This window comes from Caulobacter radicis (assembly GCF_003094615.1).
GTDB lineage: Bacteria > Pseudomonadota > Alphaproteobacteria > Caulobacterales > Caulobacteraceae > Caulobacter > Caulobacter radicis.
The window spans coordinates 14995-35054 of record NZ_QDKO01000017.1 but is presented as its reverse complement, the minus strand read 5'-3'; the positions used below and the strand labels follow the sequence as shown (position 1 = coordinate 35054).

The 20060-nt window shown below is 70.0% G+C and carries 18 protein-coding genes; 7 read left to right on the top strand and 11 right to left on the bottom strand.

Annotated elements, in window-relative coordinates:
* Positions 1-44 precede the first annotated feature (44 nt).
* Positions 45-404, top strand: a complete 360-nt coding sequence (locus tag DDF62_RS10355) for a hypothetical protein (RefSeq protein ID WP_208866849.1) — start codon at positions 45-47, stop codon at positions 402-404.
* Positions 405-417: 13 nt separating this feature from the next.
* Here DDF62_RS10355 and DDF62_RS10350 read toward each other — a convergent pair whose 3' ends face one another.
* The gene (locus tag DDF62_RS10350; RefSeq protein WP_116489045.1) at positions 418-924 is read right to left on the bottom strand and encodes a prolyl-tRNA synthetase associated domain-containing protein; all 507 of its coding nucleotides are present in this window, start codon (positions 922-924) and stop codon (positions 418-420) included.
* A gap of 73 nt (positions 925-997) precedes the next feature.
* Positions 998-1687, bottom strand: a complete 690-nt coding sequence (locus DDF62_RS10345) for a YiaD family glycine zipper/OmpA-like lipoprotein (protein WP_116489044.1) — start codon at positions 1685-1687, stop codon at positions 998-1000.
* A gap of 172 nt (positions 1688-1859) precedes the next feature.
* On the opposite strand from DDF62_RS10345, the gene DDF62_RS10340 reads away from it, so the two are divergent.
* Entirely contained in the window at positions 1860-2795 is a 936-nt protein-coding gene (locus DDF62_RS10340; RefSeq protein ID WP_116489043.1) for an isopenicillin N synthase family dioxygenase, read from the top strand.
* A gap of 80 nt (positions 2796-2875) precedes the next feature.
* Here DDF62_RS10340 and DDF62_RS10335 read toward each other — a convergent pair whose 3' ends face one another.
* Positions 2876-4744, bottom strand: coding sequence for a pilus assembly protein TadG-related protein (locus tag DDF62_RS10335; protein WP_116489042.1), 1869 nt, complete (start codon positions 4742-4744; stop codon positions 2876-2878).
* A gap of 73 nt (positions 4745-4817) precedes the next feature.
* Positions 4818-5717, bottom strand: coding sequence for a LysR family transcriptional regulator (locus tag DDF62_RS10330; RefSeq protein ID WP_116489041.1), 900 nt, complete (start codon positions 5715-5717; stop codon positions 4818-4820).
* Positions 5718-5843: 126 nt separating this feature from the next.
* On the opposite strand from DDF62_RS10330, the gene DDF62_RS10325 reads away from it, so the two are divergent.
* On the top strand, positions 5844-6842 hold the full coding sequence (locus DDF62_RS10325) for an aldo/keto reductase (RefSeq protein WP_116489040.1): 999 nt from the start codon (positions 5844-5846) through the stop codon (positions 6840-6842).
* 251 nt (positions 6843-7093) lie between these two features.
* Positions 7094-8449: a metallophosphoesterase gene (locus tag DDF62_RS10320; protein WP_116489039.1), complete on the top strand. Its 1356-nt coding sequence runs from the start codon at positions 7094-7096 to the stop codon at positions 8447-8449.
* Here DDF62_RS10320 and DDF62_RS10315 read toward each other — a convergent pair.
* The 3 genes from DDF62_RS10315 to glmS all read right to left on the bottom strand — a co-directional run bounded on the left by DDF62_RS10315 (position 8446) and on the right by glmS (position 12280).
* Positions 8446-9402 carry a DUF1176 domain-containing protein gene (locus DDF62_RS10315; RefSeq protein WP_165832225.1) on the bottom strand — a complete coding sequence of 319 codons (957 nt, stop codon included), beginning with the start codon at positions 9400-9402 and terminating at the stop codon, positions 8446-8448. The genes DDF62_RS10320 and DDF62_RS10315 overlap by 4 nt on opposite strands.
* The gene (locus tag DDF62_RS10310; protein ID WP_165832224.1) at positions 9402-10367 is read right to left on the bottom strand and encodes a DUF1176 domain-containing protein; all 966 of its coding nucleotides are present in this window, start codon (positions 10365-10367) and stop codon (positions 9402-9404) included. Before DDF62_RS10310 ends, DDF62_RS10315 begins: the two co-directional genes overlap by 1 nt.
* Before the next feature lie 92 nt (positions 10368-10459).
* On the bottom strand, positions 10460-12280 hold the full coding sequence (gene glmS, locus DDF62_RS10305; protein ID WP_116489036.1) for a glutamine--fructose-6-phosphate transaminase (isomerizing): 1821 nt from the start codon (positions 12278-12280) through the stop codon (positions 10460-10462).
* A 207-nt stretch (positions 12281-12487) separates the two neighbouring features.
* Between glmS and glmM the strand changes: the two genes are divergently transcribed.
* On the top strand, positions 12488-13834 hold the full coding sequence (gene glmM, locus DDF62_RS10300) for a phosphoglucosamine mutase (RefSeq protein ID WP_116489035.1): 1347 nt from the start codon (positions 12488-12490) through the stop codon (positions 13832-13834).
* A gap of 161 nt (positions 13835-13995) precedes the next feature.
* A complete protein-coding gene (locus tag DDF62_RS25575) occupies positions 13996-14148 on the top strand; it encodes a hypothetical protein (RefSeq protein WP_165832223.1) in 153 nt (50 codons plus the stop codon).
* A gap of 31 nt (positions 14149-14179) precedes the next feature.
* Here DDF62_RS25575 and DDF62_RS10295 read toward each other — a convergent pair whose 3' ends face one another.
* A complete protein-coding gene (locus DDF62_RS10295) occupies positions 14180-15241 on the bottom strand; it encodes a LacI family DNA-binding transcriptional regulator (protein WP_208866848.1) in 1062 nt (353 codons plus the stop codon).
* 84 nt (positions 15242-15325) lie between these two features.
* Between DDF62_RS10295 and DDF62_RS10290 the strand changes: the two genes are divergently transcribed.
* Positions 15326-16468, top strand: a complete 1143-nt coding sequence (locus tag DDF62_RS10290) for an acyltransferase family protein (RefSeq protein WP_116489033.1) — start codon at positions 15326-15328, stop codon at positions 16466-16468.
* A 130-nt stretch (positions 16469-16598) separates the two neighbouring features.
* Here the strand turns inward: DDF62_RS10290 and DDF62_RS10280 are convergent, their stop codons facing one another.
* The 3 genes from DDF62_RS10280 to kefF are packed head-to-tail and all read right to left on the bottom strand — an operon-like array spanning position 16599 to position 19954.
* Positions 16599-17345 carry a DUF6065 family protein gene (locus tag DDF62_RS10280; protein ID WP_058348387.1) on the bottom strand — a complete coding sequence of 249 codons (747 nt, stop codon included), beginning with the start codon at positions 17343-17345 and terminating at the stop codon, positions 16599-16601.
* A 50-nt stretch (positions 17346-17395) separates the two neighbouring features.
* Positions 17396-19357, bottom strand: a complete 1962-nt coding sequence (locus tag DDF62_RS10275) for a monovalent cation:proton antiporter-2 (CPA2) family protein (protein WP_116489031.1) — start codon at positions 19355-19357, stop codon at positions 17396-17398.
* 3 nt (positions 19358-19360) lie between these two features.
* Positions 19361-19954: a glutathione-regulated potassium-efflux system oxidoreductase KefF gene (gene kefF, locus DDF62_RS10270; protein WP_165832222.1), complete on the bottom strand. Its 594-nt coding sequence runs from the start codon at positions 19952-19954 to the stop codon at positions 19361-19363.
* Between the last annotated feature and the right edge of the window lie 106 nt (positions 19955-20060).

Genomic DNA, 20060 nt, shown 5'->3' with positions numbered 1-20060 from the left:
CGGCGTTCTGCCTGGCCGGGCAGGCGTCGGCGGCGGAGAAGCCGGTGGCGTGCGAGCCCCTCTACGCCTTCATCAGCTCCACCCCCGCGGCCGACAGCCACGAGGCGGTGTTCTTCTGGCCCGCCGACGAGGTCGATGGCCAGGCCTACATGTACGCGGTCCTGGCCGGCTCGCCCTCGACGCCCGACGAGGCGCGCACGCTCCTGTGGGAGGGCTACGCCCAGGCGACGCACACGGTGGAGCTGGAGAAGATGGCCAAGACCCTGACCGACTGCCTGGCGGCGCCGGCGGGCCGCAAGCTGACGGCGCTGCGTCCGGCGACCGTCGACGTCGACTGCACGGGCGAGCCGACTGTCCGGGCTCGCGGGGCGTGCCTGCGGTTCCGGGTCGGGCCGCAGCGCTAGAAAAGAGAGAGCGTTAGCCGACGACGGCCATCGCCTCGAAGTCGACGATCATCGGCTCGACGCCCAGGGCGGCCAGGAACCGGCGGAAGCCCGCCTGGCTGACGGCGGTGGTGGCGTCGTTCTTTAGAGGGTGGAAGTTCACCGGATCGGCCTCACTCAGGGCCTTGTCGAGCACGAAGCGGACCCTGCGCTCGCCGTCGTTGATCAGGCCGAAGGCGGTGACCGAGCCAGGGGTGACGCCCAGCGTCTCGACCATCATCGCCTCGGGGCCGAACGACAGTCGGCCCGAGCCGATCACGTGATGCAGCTTCGTCAGGTCGATGGCCGTTTCGCCCAGCGCCGAGATCAGCCACAGCTGGCCCTTGGCGTCCTTGAGGAACAGGTTCTTGGTGTGGCCGCCGGGCAGGGCCTTCTTGATCTCCAGCCCTTCCTCGACGCGGAACACCGGCGGGTGGTCGAGGGTGGCGTGGTCGACATCGTGGGCGTCGAAGAAGGCGATGAGGTCGGCGCGGGTCTTCATGGGCCCTGTAAAGCGAAGGGCGGGGCGGCTGGTCAAGCCGCCCCGCCCCTTTGAAGGCGATATCTCGCGCCGCCTACTGGGTCAGCGGGCGCAGGATGATCTCGACCCGGCGGTTCTGGGCGCGGCCCTCGGCGGTGTCGTTGGAGGCGATCGGCTGGCGCTCGCCCTGGCCGGCCACGAACACGCGGTCGGGCAGCACGCGGCCGGGGCCGGTCAGATAGCCCGCGACCGAGCCGGCGCGGCGCTCCGACAGGGCCTGATTGTAGTCGTCCGGACCGCTGCTGTCGGCGTGGCCGACCACGTCGATGGTGGTCTGCGGATAGGCGTTCAGGGTGCGGGCCACGTCGTCGAGCACGCGGGTGAACTGCGGCTGCACGTCCGACTTGTCGACGGCGAAGGTCACGTCGCTGGGCATGACCAGGACGATCTGGTCGCCGTTGCGGCGGATCATCACGCCCGAGCCTTCCAGGCTGCGGCGGAAGTCGGCCTGCTGGCGGTCCATGTAGTTGCCGACGGCGCCGCCGGCCAAGGCGCCGATGCCCGCGCCGATCAGGGCGTTCTTGCGGCCCTGCTCGCCCTTGTTGGTGTTGGTCAGGTAGCCCAGCAGGGCGCCCCCGGCCGCGCCGGCCAGGACGCCGGTGCCGGTGTTGTTGCGCACCGGCATGCCGGTATAGGGATCGGTGGTGGTGCAGGCGGTCATGGCGCCGGCGCCGATCAGGAGGGCCCCGAGCGCGGCGGCGCGGAAGGCGGTCTTGTTGGTCATCTGCCGTCTATCCCGTGAAGTGTCGGATCAGCGGGTGAAACGCACCCGTTATGGTCAAGTTCCGACAATCCGGATGAGCGGGGGATGAACGGCCTTCGTTCCGCCGCCTGTTGGGTGTAGTAAGGCCCGTCTTACTAATCCCGCCCATTTTTCTCACCTTCGAAGGCCAACCGTGTCCGCATCCGCCATCGAGCCCATCTCGTTCACCCTCTACAGCAAGGACTTCGCGCGCTTCGCCCAGGAGCTGGGCGCCTCGTTCGAGCGCTATGGCTTTGCTGTGCTGTCGGAGTACGACCTGCCGCAGGACCGTATCGATGCGGCCATCTCCGACACCAAGGCCTTCTTCGCCCTGCCGGTCGAGACCAAGAAGCAGTACGCCGGCGTCAAGGGCGGCGCGCGCGGCTACATCCCGTTCGGCGTCGAGACCGCCAAGGGCGCCACGCACTACGACCTGAAGGAATTCTGGCACATGGGCCGCGACCTGCCGCCCGGCCACCGCTTCCGCGCCACCATGGCCGACAACGTCTGGCCGGCCGAGATCCCGGCCTTCAAGCATGACGTCAGCTGGCTTTACAACGCGCTCGACAGCATGGGCGGCAAGGTGCTGGAGGCGATCGCCACCTACCTGAAGCTCGACCGCGAGTTCTTCAAGCCGACCGTCGAGAACGGCAACAGCGTGCTGCGCCTGCTGCACTATCCGCCGATCCCGCAGGACGCCACCGGCGTGCGCGCCGGCGCCCACGGCGACATCAACACCATCACGCTTCTGCTCGGCGCCGAGGAGGGTGGTCTCGAGCTGCTCGACCGCAACGGCGAGTGGCTGCCGATCAACCCGCCCCCGGGCTGCATCGTCATCAATATCGGCGACATGCTCGAGCGCCTGACCAACCACGTCCTGCCCTCGACCATCCACCGCGTGCAGAACCCGCCGCCCGAGCGCCGCCACCTGCCGCGCTACTCGACGCCGTTCTTCCTGCACTTCGCGTCGGACTACGAGATCAAGACCCTGGACAACTGCGTGACCGACGAAAACCCGGACCGCTATCCGGAGTCGATCACCGCCGACGAGTTCCTCCAGCAGCGTCTGCGCGAGATCAAGCTGGCCTGACCGGCGCGCGCTAGGCTCAGAAACGACGAAGGCCCCGTCCTCGCGGACGGGGCCTTTTTCATGTCGGTTCCGCAGCGTCGCTACTTGGCGATGCGCAGGGCCGAGATCTCCTGGGCGATCGACTTGAAGGCGGTCTTCAGCTCGCCGCCGGTGGCCGGGAAATAGGCCTGGCTGGTCTTGGTGGCGCAGGTCGTCAGCATCGACTTGGCGGTGGAGTCGACGTCGAAGCCGACCGTGAAGACGATCACGTTCTTGGCCTTGATCCTGGTGCACAGCTCCTTGGCCTGGCTCGTGGCGTCGCCGTTGGTGGCGTTGCAGTTGATGTGATCGGCGGCCGAGCCCGAGCCCGAGCCGGCGTTGGCGGCGATCACGCCCTTGCAATAGGGGGTGTTGAAGGCGCCGTCGGTCATCATCACGACGATCTTCATGGTCTCGGCCGTGCCGTAGGCGACCGGCTTCTGGCTGGCGCTGGGCCACAGGTAGGCGAAGTTCGGCGACACCATGTACCAGCCCCAGGCCAGGCCGATCTGGCCCGCGGTCGAGCCGCCGTCGTCCAGCGCCGAGATCTGGTTCTTGAGCACCGTGCGGTCGGAGGTCAGCGGGGTGATCTTCGGCGCCGGGCAAGGGTTGCTCGAGACCGGGTAGTTGCGGCCGACCAGGGCGGTGGTCGGGGCGTCGTCGGTATAGGCGTAGGTCCCGGTGCGTTCGGTGACGCAGGTGCTGATCGCCTGGGTCTTGGCGTTGCCGCTGGCGTTGGTGAAGTTCAGGTTGGCGCAGCTGATGTCGCTGCGCGAGGTGCTCTGGCAGGTCGCCGTGCCGTTGGCGCCGGCGGTGGTGGTGACGTAGTTCGTGCTGGCCGTGGGCGACAGGTTGGTGGTCATCGCCAGGCCCGAGACGGCGGTGATGGTCGGAACGGCGCTGTTCAGCGTCGTCACGCCGGTGATCCCGGTCAGCTTCAGCTGGTCGCCGGTCTGGAAGACATGGCTGGCCTTGCTGGTGAAGACGAAGGTGCAGCTGGAGTTCAGGCACTTGTAGACCGAGCCGCTGGAGCCGGCGGTGACCGAGGTCCCCGACTGGTTGGCGCCGGTGAACTTGGTGGTCGAGGCGACCGAGGTCACCCTCAGCACCTTGCCGTTCATGCTGCTCTGGTTGGAGCCGAACACCATGGCGTAGTCGTTGACCGCCAGGCCGTGGGCGCTCGAGGTGGTGACCACGGGCGAGGTCGTGTTGCCGGTGAAGCTCGACACCGTCTTGGTCACGCCGGTGTTCCAGGCCGCGGTGGCCAGGGGCGAGCTCGGGATCGCGCCGCGCACCGCGTCGGCATAGGTGTCGACATTGACGCCCATCGAGTAGGGCACGATGGCGACCTTGGAATAGTAGGGCTCCTGGATGTCCTGCACGACTATGTCCACCAGGTCGTTGGCGGCCGTCTTCAGGTCGCTGATGCGCGTGCCGGACATCGAGCCGGTGATGTCGAGCACCAGGGCGATCTCGAGGTTGTTGGCGGCGCGCACCACCACCGACTGGGCGCCGACCGTCAGCTTGTCCTTGCCGATCAGGCCCAGGATGATCGGGTCGAAGGTGTAGCTGGCGGCGCCGGTCACCTGCTTGCCGTTGGTCGAGCCGACGAAGCTAGCGGTGGTCGCGGCCTGGCCCAGTTCGGCGGTCAGGGCGGCCTTGCCCAGGGTGGTGAGGGTGGCGGTGTCGGTGGCGGTCGAGCGGGCCGCGATCAGGGTGGCCGCGTCCAGGGAGTCCTGCAGGCGCCGGCGCTCGACGCTCATGCGGCTGAGGTCGAAGACGCCGAACACCAGCAGGCAGAGCGGGATCAGGCCCATGGCCACCCAGACGGCGAGGGCGCCGCGCCGGTCGGACCGGAACCCGCGCAGGCGAGCAGCGGCGCGGACGAGCGCCCCGCCCAGGCGGGCGGCGGTGCGGCTGCTGACGATCATCGGCGGTGGCCCCTCGTTCTTTCGCGCCGAGCATGGCAGGCGACGGTGAACAGGCGGCAAACGCGCCAGAAATTCAGGTTTCCAGCCGCCGGGCGCGGATGAAGTCGATGAAGGCCCGCAGCGGCGCGGGCATGTGGCGGCGGCTGGGATAGTAGAGGAAGGGCCCCTCGAAGGGCGGGTTCCAGTCCTCGAGGATCGGCACGAGACGGCCCGCGGCCACCGACGCCGCAAGGAAGCCCTCGAAGCTGGCGATCACGCCCAGGCCCTCCTCGGCGGCCCGCAGTTCCAGCTCCATCGACGAGGAGATCAGCGGCCCGTCGGGCGCGATGCGCACGATCTCGCCGTCCTTCTCGAACTCCATGACGATGATCGCGCCGCTGGAGAACCGGTGGCGGATGCAGGGCAGCGACAACAGGTCGCGCGGATGGCGGGGCGTTCCGTATCGCGCCAGGAAGTCCGGCGAAGCGGCCGCCTGGTAGCGCTGCGGACCCGACAGCGGCACGGCGATCATGTCCTTCTCCAGCCGCTCGCCATAGCGCACGCCGGCGTCGGCCCCGGCCGCCAGCACGTCGACGAAGTTGTCCTCGGCGGTGATCTCCAGGGTGATGCCCGGATTGGCCTTCAGGAACGGGCCGACGATGTCGGGCAGGACCAGGCGCGCCACGACGATGGGCACGTTCAGCTTCAGGGTTCCGGTCGGGCTGTCGCGAAACTGGTTCACCGCGTCCAGCGCTCCGGCCACGTCGGCCAGGGCCGGCGCCAGCCGCTCGAGCAGGCGTTCGCCGGCCTCGGTGGGGGTGACGCTGCGGGTGGTGCGGTTGAGCAGCCGCACGCCCAGCGCCGTCTCCAGCCGTCGCACCGCCTCGCTCAGCGACGAGGGCGACACCCCGCGTCCCACCGCCGCGCCGCGAAAGCTGCGGGCCCGGGCCACGGCGGCGAAGGCGTCGAGATCGGCGAGGTCGGGGGTGGCCATTGTGCGAAATTCCGAACGGCTCGTGCGCCGCTGGCCGGATTATCGCACAGGTCGCGCAAGGTCATAGTCGGCCCGTCCAACACCCGCGGCCGCTCCCCCCACGCCGCGCATCCAAGGAGATCGCCCATGCGCACGCTCAAGCTCGGCAACACCGGTCCCGCTGTCTCGGCCCTCGGCCTCGGCTGCATGGGCATGTCCGACGACCTTTACGGCCCCGCCGACCGCGCCGAGGCCGTCGCCACGATCCACGCCGCCATGGAGGCCGGGATCACCCTGCTCGACACCGGCGACTTCTACGGCATGGGCCACAACGAGATGCTGATCGGCGAGGCCCTGCGGGGCCAGGATCGCGCCAAGGCCGTGATCAGCGTCAAGTTCGGCGCCCTGCGCGGCCCCGACGGCGCCTTCCTCGGGTTCGACAGCCGGCCCAAGGCGATCAGGAACTTCGTGACCTATTCGCTGCGCCGGCTGGGGGTCGACCACATCGACGTCTATCGCCCCTCGCGCCTGGATCCGGACGTACCGATCGAGGACACGATCGGCGCCCTGGCCGCGTTGCGTGACGCCGGCTACATCCGACATATCGGCCTGTCGGAAGTTGGCGCCGACACCATCCGCCGCGCCGCCGCCGTCGCCCCGATCTGCGATCTGCAGATCGAGTATTCGCTGCTCTCGCGCGGGATCGAGGACGCCATCCTGCCCACCCTGCGCGAGCTCGGCATTGGCCTGACGGCCTACGGCGTGCTGTCGCGCGGCCTGATCAGCGGGCATTGGAGCAGGGACGCCCAGCGCGGCGCCCGCGACTTCCGGGTCCATTCCCCGCGCTTCCAGGGCGAGAACCTCGACCGCAACCTGGCCCTGGTCGAGACCCTGCGGGCGGTGGCCGACGGCAAGGGCGTCAGCGTCGCCCAGATCGCCATCGCCTGGGTCGCCTCGCGCGGCGACGACATCGTCCCCCTGGTCGGCGCCCGCCGCCGCGATCGCCTGGCCGAGGCCCTGGGCGCCCTCGACGTCGTCCTGACGGCGGCGGATCTGGCCGCCATCGAGGCGGCCGTGCCCAAGGGCGCGGCGGCCGGCGAACGCTACGCCCCGGCGATGATGGCCCATCTCGACAGCGAGAAGTGAGGGGCTGGGGCTTTCTTCTTCACTCCCGTCATTCTCGCCCTTGTGGCGAGAAACCCTGGTTCCGCTGATACGGGAGGCGCCGGCGGCGTGCTCAGCACGCCGCCCCATCCGCCCTCGCGGCCGCCAGAGGGGTTCCCGCCACAAGGGCGGGAATGACGGGATGACTGGGAAAGGCGGCAATCTCGGCCTCAACGGTTTCCTCGAAGGCCGACAGCCTCTAGGCAGGGCCACGATACCCACGGAGGCTCGGCATGAACGGTTTCAATCGGCGCACGGTGCTGGGCGGCGCGGCCGCGGCCATGACCCTGTCGTTTGGCCCCAGCGCCGGCGCCGCCACGGGCCGGGCCAAGGTGCTGATGCTGTCGGACCTGCACTCGGCCTACGGGATCACGCCTGCCCTGCTGGAGGCCATGCGCCGCATCGTCCGCCGCGACGCCGTCCCCAGCCTGATCCTGCTGAACGGCGACCTGTTCGAGGCCGGCAACGTGGTGGCCAAGCGCACCGACGGCGCGCTGGACTGGGCGTTCCTCGAGGCGGCGGCCAGGCTGGCGCCGACGGTGATCAACATCGGCAACCACGACGCCGACCTCGTGGAGGACATCGCCGCCGCCGCCGACCGCGCCCGGGCCCTGGGCATCACCGTGATCAGCAATATCGTCGACAAGCGCACCGGCCGCCCGGTGGCCTCCTCGCGCGCCACGCTCGACCTGGGCTTCCCGGTCCACCTGATCGGCTGGGCGACGAACTCGATCGACACCTATCCCAAGGCCATCCGCCCCGACCTGGCCATTCCGGCCCCGACGCCGTGGGCCCAGGCCAACCTGCCGGCCGCGCCGCCCGAAGACGGCATGCTGGTGGTGATGAGCCACGCGGGCCTGCCCGCCGACCGGCCGCTGCTGGCGGGCCTGCCCGAGCGCACCCTGTTCCTGGGCGGCCACAACCACGTGACCGTCGAGCACGCGCAAGGGACCAGCCGTTATGTCCACACCGGCGCCTGGGGCCAGCCCCTGACGGTCGCCACGATCGACCGCGCCCGCAAGGCCGACCCGATCCGCATCTCCCGCGTCGTCGTCGATCCGCGCGGCCCGGCCGACCCGGCCCTGGCCCGCCAGGTGAAGGCGGCGCTGGCCGCCAACCTGACGCCGGAGGAGCGGGCGGTGGTCGCCAAGGTCCCGAAAGCCCTGTCGCTGGGCGACACCGGCCGCAAGGTGGCCGGCCTGATGGCCAGGGCGGCCGGCGCCGACATCGGCTTCATGGGCCACACCACCCTGGGCATGGGCCTGCCGGCCGGCGACCTGTCGCGCTACGCCTACGACTCCGTGGTGCGCTTCGACGGCAGGATCGTGAAGGCGCAGGTCGACGCGAGGACCCTGGCCGACATCCTCACCCGCACCGACCAGGATCGCGGTTTCCCGTTCGACAGGCTGACCGGAGACTTCGCCTACGCCAGCGGCCCGACCCGCCCCGACAAGACCCACCTCACCGTCGTCACCACCGACTGGTGCGCCGGCCGCCAGCACGAATATTTCGGCCGCGAGGACCTGGTGTTCAGCGAGACGGGCCTGAAGGTGAAGCCGTCGATCCTGGCGGGGCTGGCGGCGGGCTAGCGTTCCTCGACCACGGCGCGGAATGTGGTGGGCCAGTCGGCCTCGTCCATGCCGATGCAGTCGGCCGAGGCCTCGCGGATCAGGGCGAAGCGCGCGCCGTCCCAGACCCAGTCGCGTCGCTGGCCGCAGCCGCCATAGCGGTTGTCGCGGAACCGCGCGCTCAGCACCCGTGTCTGGTAGTCGTAGGTGACATTGGCCAGCTCGGGATCGACGCCGCCGGGGCCCTCGCCGAAGGCCGGCAGCGGCAGCAGGCGGCCGCTCGCGTCGGTCAGGTGCAGCTTGGCGTCCTCGTTGATCGCCGCGCCGCTGCAGTTGGACACCCACAGGATCTTGTCGGGCGCCAGGCGGACGGTGGCGAACTCCGACAGCGCTTCGCAGGCCTTGGCCACCTCGGGCGGCGTCGGTGGCCCGCCGCCCGGAGACAGGCCGGGCGGGCGACGGACGACCGGCGGCGAGGCCGTCACGCCAGGCTTGGCGCGTGACCAGTCCAGGGCTGGGGCGGCGTTCTTCAGCAGGATCGTCGCCGCCGGCCAGGGATCGGAGGTCAGGCCCAGCTTCAGGCTGGTCCCGGCCTTGAGGGCGTCGAGCACGCGCCCGATCTCGGCGTCGTCATAGATCACGGCCCGCGTGGAGGGACGGTCGGCGCGGCCGGGCAGGGTCGACGACCACAGGATCGCGCCCGCCTTGTCGGCGATCTCGATCCTGAGCTGGCCTTCGGACGGGCGCTGGGCGCGCACGTGGGCGCCGAACACCAGACGCCGCCCGCCCGCGGTTTCGGTGAGCAGCACATAGCCCGGCTTGGACAGGGTTTCTCCCGCGCCCCAGGTCGAGCAGCCGACGGCGTCGCACAGGCCGCGCCAGTTGCCGGCGTCGAAGGTTTCGGCCGCGCGGGCGCTTCCCGCGCCGAACAGGAGGACGGGCGCCAGCAGCGCCGCCAGTCGGGTCTTGCTCATCATTGGTCCACGATCCGGGCGCGGTACAGCACCGGCCAGTCCTTCTCGGTCACGCCCTGGCAGTAGTCGCCGCTCAGTTCCGCCCGCTCGACGAGGCGGAAGGCCGCGCCGTCCCAGGCCCAGCGCAGCGCCTCGCCGCAGTCCCGGCCGGCGCCGGCATAGGAGACCGCGCTGAGCAGCCGGGTCGCCGGATCGTAGGCCAGGTTGTGGACGGGCGCTTCGCCGTCGGGGTCGGTCGGCGGCGCCAGGGGCAGCGCGGCGCCGGCCTCGTCGGTCAGCGCCAGCACGGCGTCTCGATTGTATCCCGAGCCGCAGGTTCCGATCCAAAGCACCTTGCCGGGGGCCAGCCTGGCGGCTTGCACGCCGCCTTGGCCCGCTGCACAGCCCTCGTCGTAATTTGCGAAGGCGAGAGGCGGCGGGGCTCGAGGCAGGTCGGCCTGCGACACGGCCGGGGCGCGGCCGACGGCGGCGCGCTCCGCATCGCGCCGGTCGTGGCCGCGGGCCCAGGCCAGCGCCGCCGTCGCCCCCGCGAGGGGGATCTGGGCGGTGAAGTCCGGGCGTCCCTCGACCCTGACCCGAAGCCGATCCCCCGCCTCGATGGCGCGGACGGCGGCGTCGATCGTCGCGGGATCGGCGGTGCGGAAGTTCAGCCATTGCCGGTCGGGGTCGAAGCCGGTGGCGAGGCGAGCCCACAGCGGCCGGCCCTGTCGGCCGGCCACGTCGATCCGGAAGGCCAGCGGCCGGTTTCGGTTGGCGACCTCGCCGCGCGCGGCCCCGATGGTCAGGGCGCGCTCGCCGTTCGCCTTCTCGACCAGGATGACGTGGCCGGAACCGCCGCCGCCCATGGCCCAGGCGGTGCAGGTCGAAAGACCGTCGCAGGCGGCGAACCAGCGGTCCTTCTCGAACGCCCAGTCATCGGCTCGCGCGGGCGCGCTCGCCGAGGCGACGCCGACCGCCAGCGCCAAGGCTGGCCAGACTCTTGAAAACATCGACGCGCGCCCCGAACACTTCCCGAAGGTAGAGTGCTGGCGCGACGCGCGTCGTCAAGCGTGCGCGGCTATTCCACCGTCACCGATTTCGCCAGATTGCGCGGCTGGTCGACGTCGGCGCCCTTGAGCACGGCCACGTGGTAGGCCAGGAGCTGGATCGGGGCCGACATCACCAGGGTCGAGACCAGCGGGTCGCTGGCCGGGGCGGTGACCACCACCTTGGCGCCCTCGGGAGCGTGCTTCACGCCCAGGGTGTCGGTGATGAAGATCACCTGGCCGCCGCGCGCCATCACCTCGCTCATGTTCGAGGCCGACTTCTCGAACCAGCTGTCATAGGGCGCGAGGATGACGATCGGGGTCTGGTCGTCGACCAGGGCGATCGGGCCGTGCTTCAGCTCGCCGGCGGCATAGCCCTCGGCGTGGATGTAGCTGATCTCCTTCAGCTTCAGCGCGCCTTCCAGGGCCAGGGCCGACATCGGGCCGCGGCCCAGATAGAGCACGTCGCGGGCCTTGGCCACGTCGGCGGCGATCTCCTTGATCGCGCCTTCCAGGTGGATGGCCTCGGCGATCAGGCGCGGGGCCTCCAGCAGCACCTTCACCAGGCGCTGTTCCTCGGCCGCGTCGATGGTCCCGCGCGCCTTGGCGGCGGCCACGGCGATGGCGGTCAGCACGCTGACCTGGGCGGTGAAGGCCTTGGTCGACGCCACGCCGATCTCCGGTCCGCAGTGGATCGGCCAGACCACGTCGACCTCGCGGGCCATGGTCGACTCCGTGGCGTTGACCACCACGGCGCTCTTCATGCCCTTGGCCTTGCAGTAGCGCAGGGCCGCCAGGGTGTCGGCGGTCTCGCCCGACTGCGACATGGCCACCACCAGGGCGCCCGGACGCAAGGCCGGCTGGCGGTAGCGGAACTCCGAGGCGATCTCGACGTCCACCGGCAGGTCGGCCAGCTGCTCGATCAGGTACTTGCCGACGACGCCGGCGATGTAGGAGGTGCCGCAGGCGACGATCTGGATGCGTTCCAGCTTGGCGAAGTCGACGTCGCCGGGGATGGCCGTCTTGCTGGTCAGGGCGTCCACATAGGCCGCGATGGTGCGCTGGCACCCCTCGGGCTGGTCGTGGATCTCCTTTTCCATGAAGTGGCGGTAGTTGCCCTTCTCCATCATCACGGCGCTGGTCGGCACCACGCGCACCGGACGGGTCACGGCCGCGCCCGAGGCGTCGAAGATCCTGGCGCTGTCGTGGTCGAGGGCCACGTAGTCGCCCTCGTCGAGATAGATCACCCGGTTGGTGAACGGGCCGACCGCGAGCGCGTCCGAGCCCAGGAACATCTCGCCCTGGCCCTCGCCGACGACCAGCGGGCTGCCGCGGCGGGCGCCCAGCACCAGGTTCTCGGCGCCTTCGATCAGCACGGCCAGCGCATAGGCGCCGGTCAGGCGGTCGAGCGTGGCCTTGAAGGCGTCGATGGGCGCCAGGCCCGTGGCCAGTTCGGCGTCGATCAGGTGGGCGATGACCTCGGTGTCGGTGTCGCTCTCGAAGGTGCGGCCGGCGGCGGCCAGCTCGGCCTTCAGCTCGGCGAAGTTCTCGATTATGCCGTTGTGCACCAGGGTCACGCGGCCGGCGTGATGGGGGTGGGCGTTGGCGACGTTGGGCGCGCCGTGGGTGGCCCAGCGGGTGTGGCCGATGCCGGTGGTGGCGGTCAGCGGCTCGGCCGCCAGCACCTCTTCCAGCGCCTTGATCTTGCCCTTGGCCCGCCGGCGCTGAACGCCGCCGCCGACCACGCCCGCCACGCCGGCGGAGTCGTAGCCCCGGTACTCGAGCCGCTTGAGGCTCTCGACCAGACGCTCGGCGACGGGGGCCTTACCGACGATGCCGATGATGCCGCACATGGGACATGATCCTTTGTAGAACGCGCCTGGAGGACTATTGCTACCAGCACGGGATATTTCGAGCGCGGCCTTTAGCACTCGTGCAGGGACCGGCGACGTAAATCTGCATTTCGGATCGTTTCGCGGTCCGTACGAGACTTCGAAGACGCTCTATATGGGCGTTGCTCCGATTCACACAGCGACCCGACAGCGACGAAGACCATCATCATGAGCAAGCGCGCCTATTTCGGCACCGACGGCATCCGCGGCCAGGCCAACAAGCACCCGATGACCGCCGAAGTCGCCCTGCGCGTCGGCCTGGCGGCCGGCAAGCTGTTCCGCTCGCAGGACGACCGCCGCCACCTGGTGGTGATCGGCAAGGACACCCGCCTGTCGGGCTACATGATCGAGCCGGCCCTGGTGGCGGGCCTGACCAGCGTGGGCATGGACGTGCGCCTGTTCGGTCCGCTGCCGACCCCGGCCGTGGCGATGATGACCCGCTCGATGCGCGCCGATCTCGGCATCATGATCTCGGCCTCGCACAACAACTTCGCCGACAACGGCATCAAGCTGTTCGGCCCCGACGGCTACAAGCTGTCGGACGAGCAGGAGCTGAAGATCGAGGCCCTGATGGACGAGGGCCTGCAGGAAGGTCTGGCGGCCCCGCGCGATCTTGGCCGCGTCAAGCGCATCGACGACGCCCAGGCCCGCTATGTCGAGATCGTCAAGGCGACCTTCCCGCGTCACCTGTCCCTGTCTGGCCTGCGCATCGTCATCGATTGCGCCAACGGCGCGGCCTACAAGGTGGCTCCCACCGCGCTCTACGAACTGGGCGCCGAGGTCATCAGCCTGGGCGTCACGCCCGACGGCACCAACATCAACGAGGAATGCGGCTCTACCCATCCGGACCAGATGGCCAAGCTGGTGCGCGAGTATCGCGCCGACATCGGCATCGCCCTGGACGGCGACGCCGACCGCCTGGTGATCTGCGACGAGAAGGGCCTGGTGGTCGACGGCGACCAGATCATGGCCATCATCGCGGCCGCCTTCGCCAAGGCCGGCGCGCTGAAGGGCGGCGGCGTCGTGGCCACGGTGATGTCGAACCTCGGCCTCGAGCGCCAGCTCGGCGGGCTGGGCCTGACCCTGGAGCGCACCTCGGTGGGCGACCGCTATGTCATGCAGCGCATGCGCGAGGGCGGCTTCAATGTCGGCGGCGAGCAGTCGGGCCACCTGATCCTGTCGGACTTCTCGACCACGGGCGATGGCCTGATCGCCGCCTTGCAGGTGCTGGCGGTGATGGTCGAGAGCGGCAAGCCGATGAGCGCCCTGGCCCGCCAGTTCGAACCGGTGCCGCAACTGCTGGAAAACGTCCGCTTCGCCGGCGGCAAGCCGCTGGAGGCCAAGGCCGTGAAGGAGGCCATCGCCGACGGCGAGGCCCAGCTGAACGGGGCCGGGCGCATCGTCGTGCGGGCCTCGGGCACCGAGCCGCTGATCCGCATCATGGCCGAGGGCGACGACCCGGCCCTGGTGCGCAAGGTGGTCGGCGACATCGCCGCGGCGGTGAAGGCCGTCTGAGCACGAATATTCCGTGTGCATGCACGAACTTGGGCGAAAAAGCGGCTGAAACCCGCCTAAAAGGCGACGGCTCAGGTTGTGTTTCGTCAGTTTCGTGACATCGTCTTCCCGTGGTTAACGGCGCGAGCCCCCACGGCGCCGAGCCACGGAGGAAACACAAGGTGTTCCATACGCATGGTTCGCGGCCTTCGGCCGCGCCCGGCCTTTTGCATAGCCGCGAGTTCCGCCGGGCCATGCTGTTCGGCGGCGCGTTCAGCGCGCTTTTCTGGCTGGCGACGGCCTATGGGGCCAGTCGGCTGCTGCTGAACCTCTGAGGCGAGTTCCGCGGGGTCTTCCGCGCCCGCTTCAGGCAGAGGCGCGCTCCACCAGGTCATAGGCTTCCAGCACGTCGGCCGGCGGACCCTCGCCGGGCGGGCGGCGCAGCGCGTCCAGCAGAAGATCCAGGGCCCGGCCGGTCATGCGGTCGATCGGCTGGCGCACCGTGGTCAGTGGGGGCCAGACGCGCGTCGCCAGCAGGGTGTCGTCGAAGCCGGCCACGGCCAGGTCGCGCGGCAGGGCCAGGCCCCGGCGATGGGCCACCCACAGGGCGCCGGCGGCCATGTCGTCATTGGCCGCGACGATGGCGTCCGGCGGCTCCGCCAGCGTGAGCAGCCGCTCGGTCGCGGCGAGGCCGGACTCGAAGGTGAAGCGCCCCTCGACCACCAGCTCTTCCGGCAGCGACAGCCCGTGGGCCGCCAGCGCCGCCCGGCAGCCCTCCAGGCGCTCGACGCTGTCGGAATGGTCCCGCGGGCCGGCGATGACGGCGATGCGCCGCCGCCCCTTGGCGGCCAGCCGCTCGGTGACCGCGTAGGAGGCCGCGCGGTTGTCGATGCGCACGGTGATCATGTCGGGCAGGGGCGCGGCGGTGGCGATCGAGGCGGTGGCAAGCCCCAGGGCCGCGAACGCGGGCGAGCCGCTCAGCGCCGTGTCGAACGGCGGCAGCAACAGCAGGGCGTCGGCGCCCGAGCGCTGCAAGGCGCGCGCGACCTCCAGCGCCTCGGCCGGCGAGCCGGCCTTGCGGGTGATCAGTTGCAGGCCGCGCTCGGCGCTGGCCACGGCGGCGGCGGCCAGCACGGCGTGGATGAACATGCTGTCGACCCCGGCATAGAGCAGGCCCACCCTGGCCGGCGTCGCGCCGACCAGCCGCCGCGCGGCCGAGCTCGGCACGTAGCCCAGGGCGGTGATCGCGGCCATCACCCGCTCGCGGGTCTGCGCCGAAAACTTGCCCGTGCCGTTGAAGACGTTCGACACGGTCATGGCCGAGACCCCGGCCTTCTGCGCCACGTCCTTGATCGTCACCCTGGCCCGTTCGCGGGGGCGCCTGGAGCGCTGCATCGTCGTCAGGTCCTGCAAGATTGGAAGGCCCACGAAACGGCGTTCCTAAAGAGGGTTGTGGTTTAACGATAAACCCAACAACGCTTCGTCGCGACTCATCATCAGCGAAGCTTGCCCATGACATCTTCCGCCGCCGCGACCTCGACCAACGCCACAGCGCCCGCCAAGAGCCACTACGTGATCCTCGACGGCCTGCGGGGCGTGGCCGCCCTGATGGTGGTCGCCTTCCACCTGTTCGAGGCCTATTCCGGCGGCAGCCCGCACAAGCAGATCATCAACCACGGCTACCTGGCGGTGGACTTCTTCTTCCTGCTGTCGGGCTTCGTGGTCGCCTACGCCTATGACGACCGCTGGAGCGTCATGAGCCAGTGGGCCTTCTACAAGCGTCGGCTGGTGCGCCTGCAGCCGATGATCATCATCGGCGGCCTGATCGGGGCGGCCCTGCTGGCCTTCCAGCATTCGCCGATGTTCCCCAAGCTGGAGACCGTCACCGCCTGGCAGGTGATCGGCGTGCTGCTGCTGAGCTTCGTGATGATCCCGCTGCGTCCCTCGGCCGAGATCCGCGGCTGGGGCGAGATCTATCCGCTGAACGGCCCGCAATGGTCGCTGTTCTACGAGTACGTCGCCAACATCCTCTACGCCGTCGGCCTGCGGAAGCTTTCGAACCGCTGGCTCGGCGTCCTGGTCGGCGTCTCGGCCCTGGCGCTGATCGGTCTCCTGGTGCTGGGCCCGCGCGGCGACGTCATCGGCGGCTGGGCCCTGGACGCCAAGGGAATCCACATCGGCCTGACCCGGGTGATGTTCCCGTTCTTCGCCGGCGTGCTGCTGATGCGCCTGGGCAAGCGGATCAAGGTCCGCCACGGTTTCGCGGTGTGCAGCGTGCTGCTGATCGCGGCCCTGTCGCTGCCGCGCTTCGGCGGCCCTGAGCGCCTGTGGGTCAACGGCCTGTACGAGGCCGCCTGCGTGATCCTGCTGTTCCCGCTGATCGTCGCCATCGGCGCCGGCGAGAAGGACGTCGACGGCCCCAGCCTGCGCATCGCCCGCTTCTTCGGCGACCTCTCGTACCCGCTCTACATCACCCACTATCCGCTGATCTACGTCTACACCGCCTGGGTGGTGGACCATAAGATCCCGGCCGCCCAGGGCGCGCTGGTCGGCGTGGGAGTGTTCGTGGCGGCCGTGGCGATCGCCTGGGCCTGCCTCAAGCTCTATGACGAGCCCGTGCGTCGCTGGCTGGCGGGGAAGCTGCTGCGGCGCTGATCCCAATTCCCTCCCCCTTGATGGGGGAGGGGCAGGGGTGGGGGTGGTGCGGCGTCGGACGCTGCGCCGTCGCCAACTCGGCAGTCACCCCCATCCCCGACCCTTCCCCCATCGAGGGGGAAGGGAGAAATCAGAACCCGATCTTCGGGGCCTTCAGGCGGCGCTTGTTGACGTGGCTCTTGGGCGCGGGCGCCTCGATCTCCTCGGGCAGTTCGCCCTTGAAGTAGAAGCGCTGCCAGGCCTCCTTGGTGGCGGCCGGGTCGCGGGCGGCGATGCGGGCGTTGAACTCGCCGCGCTTCTCGGCCCAGACGTCGTACTGCTTGCGCATGTCGGGGTTGGAGTTGAAGTGCCGGATCACCGGCTGCACCGTCTCCAGCGGCTTGTCCTGGATCATGGTGATGAAGCAGAACGGCTCGCCCTTGGCGAACTTCACCGTGCCGGGACGGGTGAACACCCAGTTCATCGTGAAGGGGAAGGGCAGCCAGTCGGTCTCGACCAGGCCCGCCAGCGGCTGGATGCCGTCCTTGATGTGGTTGGGCGGGCCCATGGTCCAGATCAGCCAGTCCGGCGGCGTGCGGAACAGATAGCCGGTGTGGAAGGTGATCGTCCCGCGCGAGAAGTGCGACTTGACGAAGTCGTCGAAGCCCGGGTGCGGGTGGTCGCTCTTGAAGGTGATGTCGTTCTGGTGGATGCCGCCGTTCCAGGTGGCCTCGAAGCCGACCGGGCACAGGATCTCCCAGCCGGTGGTGTTGGCCATGGTCAGAGGCAGGCAGCGATAGGGGTGGCGGTCGGCGAAGTTGTCCATCCAGGCCCGCTGCGGGCGCCCCGGCACGATCTCGGGCGGCCGGCTCTCGGTGGGATAGCACTCCAGATACATGCCGCTTCTTTCCCGTGCTTATTGCGCCGAACCCGGCCCTTTTCCCTGCTCTAGCCCTGCGGAGGCGTTCCCGTCCAGCCGTCGGCGTCGGCCGGTTCGGTCTCGCCGCCCAAGTCGCCCTTGCGCTGGGCCAGCTTGCGCAGCTCCTCGTCGCGGGCGGCCGTGTCCCAGGCCCCGCCGGCTTCGCCCGGACGCATGCGCGCCAGGTCGGCGGCCAGCAGCCGGTCCATGGTCTGGGCCGCGTCGCGCGAGGCCAGGATGTAGGCCTCTTCCTGGCCCCACATCGGCTTCAGGTCCTCGAAGGTCTTGCGGTCGTGGCGGCGGAAGAACGAGGTGGCGCGGAAGGCCTTGTGGGCCCGGAAACCCAGCTTCTGAAGCGCGGTCGAGCCCAGGGCCAGGGCGGCCTCGAAGGTCTCGCGCTCCACCGCGTCGGCGCCGTTGGCCAGCAGGTCGTAGGCGTGGCGGCGGTCCCAGGCGCGCGCCAGGATGATCAGGTTGGGGAAGGCCCGGCGGGCCGTCTCCACCAGCTCGGCGGTCTTCTCCCGGTCGTCCAGGGCGACGATCAGCATGCGGGCGTGCTCGGCGCCGGCGGCGCGCAGCAGGTCAAGGCGCGTGGCGTCGCCATAATGCACCCGCCGGCCGAAGCGGCGCAGCAGCTCGATCTGCTCGATGTCGCTGTCCAGAACCGTCGACTTGAAGCCGTTGGCCTGCAACAGGCGGCCGGTGATCTGTCCGAAGCGGCCGAAGCCGGCGATGATGATGTCGGGCTCGCCCTCGTCGAACTGCGGGGCTTCCGGCTCGACATCGGGGATGGCCGCGTTCACCAGCTCGGCGATGCGCTCGTAGAGGATCATGGCCACCGGCGTCAGGGCCATCGAGACCGCGACCGTGGCGGTCAGCAGGGCGGCCAGGTCCGCGCCGATGACGCCGGCCCCGACCGTGAAGCTCAGCAGCACGAAGGCGAACTCGCCGCCCTGGGCCAGGGCCGTGGCCACGGCGGCGGCGCTGCGCCCTTGCGCGCCGGCGATGCGGGCGATGCCGAACATCACCGCGAACTTCAGGACCATCAGGCCCAGCACCAGGGCGATCAGGGTCAGCGGCTGGCGGGCGATCAGGGTCAGGTCGATGCCCGCGCCGACGGTGATGAAGAAGAGGCCCAGCAAGAGGCCGCGGAACGGCTCGATGTCGGTCTCCAGCTCGCGGCGGAACTCGCTCTCGGCCAGCACCACGCCGGCCAGGAACGCGCCCAGGGCCGGCGACAGGCCCACCGACTGCATCAGGCCCGCGACCCCGACCACGATCAGCAGGGCCGCGGCGGTGAAGATCTCGCGCAGGCGGGCCTCGGCGATGAAGCGGAAGATCGGCCGCACGACGAACCGGCCGCTGCCCACGACCACGCCCACCGCGCCCAGCACGGCCAGGCCCTGCGCCCAGGCCGGCAGGTGCGAGATCAGGCTGGCGCCATGGCCGCCGGCGTCGCTGGCATGGGCGTCGGGCGCCACCGTGGCCAGCAGCGGCAGCAGGGCGAACATCGGGATCACCGCCAGGTCCTGCAGCAGCAGGACGCCGAAGGCGGCGCGGCCGACCGGGCCCTGGCGCAGGCCCTTCTCGTCGAGGGTCTGCAGCACGATGGCGGTCGACGACATGGCCAGGACGAGGCCCACGGCCAGCGCCGTCTGCCAGGGCAGACCCAGGAGGTAGCCGACGACGGCCACGGCCAGGGCCGTGCCCACCACCTGGGCGCCCCCCAGGCCGAAGATGGTCTTGCGCATCTCCCACAGGGTGGAAGGGCGCACCTCCAGACCGATCAGGAACAGGAGGATGACGACGCCGAACTCGGCGAAGCGCATGACGTCGTGCTGCTCGCCCACCAGCGACAGCATGGCCGGGCCGATCAGCACGCCGGCGATCAGGTAGCCCAGCACCGAGCCCAGCCCCAGGCGCTTGGCGATCGGCACCGAGATGACCGCGGCGCCCAGATAGACCAGGGTCTGCTTGAGGAACGGTTCCATGCCCTACGCTCCTTCCGCCGCGTGATCCGCGGCCAGCAGGGCCGACATCCGCGCCTGGTAGCGCAGGGCCTCGGCCTTCAACTGCTCGTCGTCCTTCATCGCCGCCCCGTGCACCACGAACGGCGTCTCCCAGACCATGCCGCACAGATAGGCCGTCTGCTCCAGCGGGCGCAGGAATTCGTCCAGGGTGAAGCGGTTGTAGCCCTTGGCGTGATAGGCCTGGGCCGGGCCGCCGGTGGTGCAGGCCACGAACAGGCGCTTGCCGGCCAGGGCGTCGCCGCCCAGGCCGTAGGCGAAGCCGTGCAGCCAGACCAGATCCAGCCACTCCTTCATCAGGGCCGGCGGCGAGTACCAGAAGAGCGGGAACTGCAAGGCGATGATGTCGTGGTCGACCAGCTTCCGCTGCTCGGCCTCGATGTCGATCGAGAAGTCCGGATAGGTCTCGTACAGATCGTGGAAGGTGACGCCGGAAAGGGCCTTGGCCGCCTTGGCCAGGGCGCGATTGGCGCGCGAGCGTTCAAGCGCCGGGTGCGCCAGGGTCAGCAGGGCGCCGGCGGTGGCGGGCGTCACGATCGGGGTGTTAGGGTCGCTGGTCACGCGTAACCGCCTACCGTGGTCGCATGACGGGAAAATTTATTCATCAAGGCTTGAATTTCTCCGGCCGGCGGGCGAGAGCAGTCGGCGAACGTCGCTCCGGGAGGAA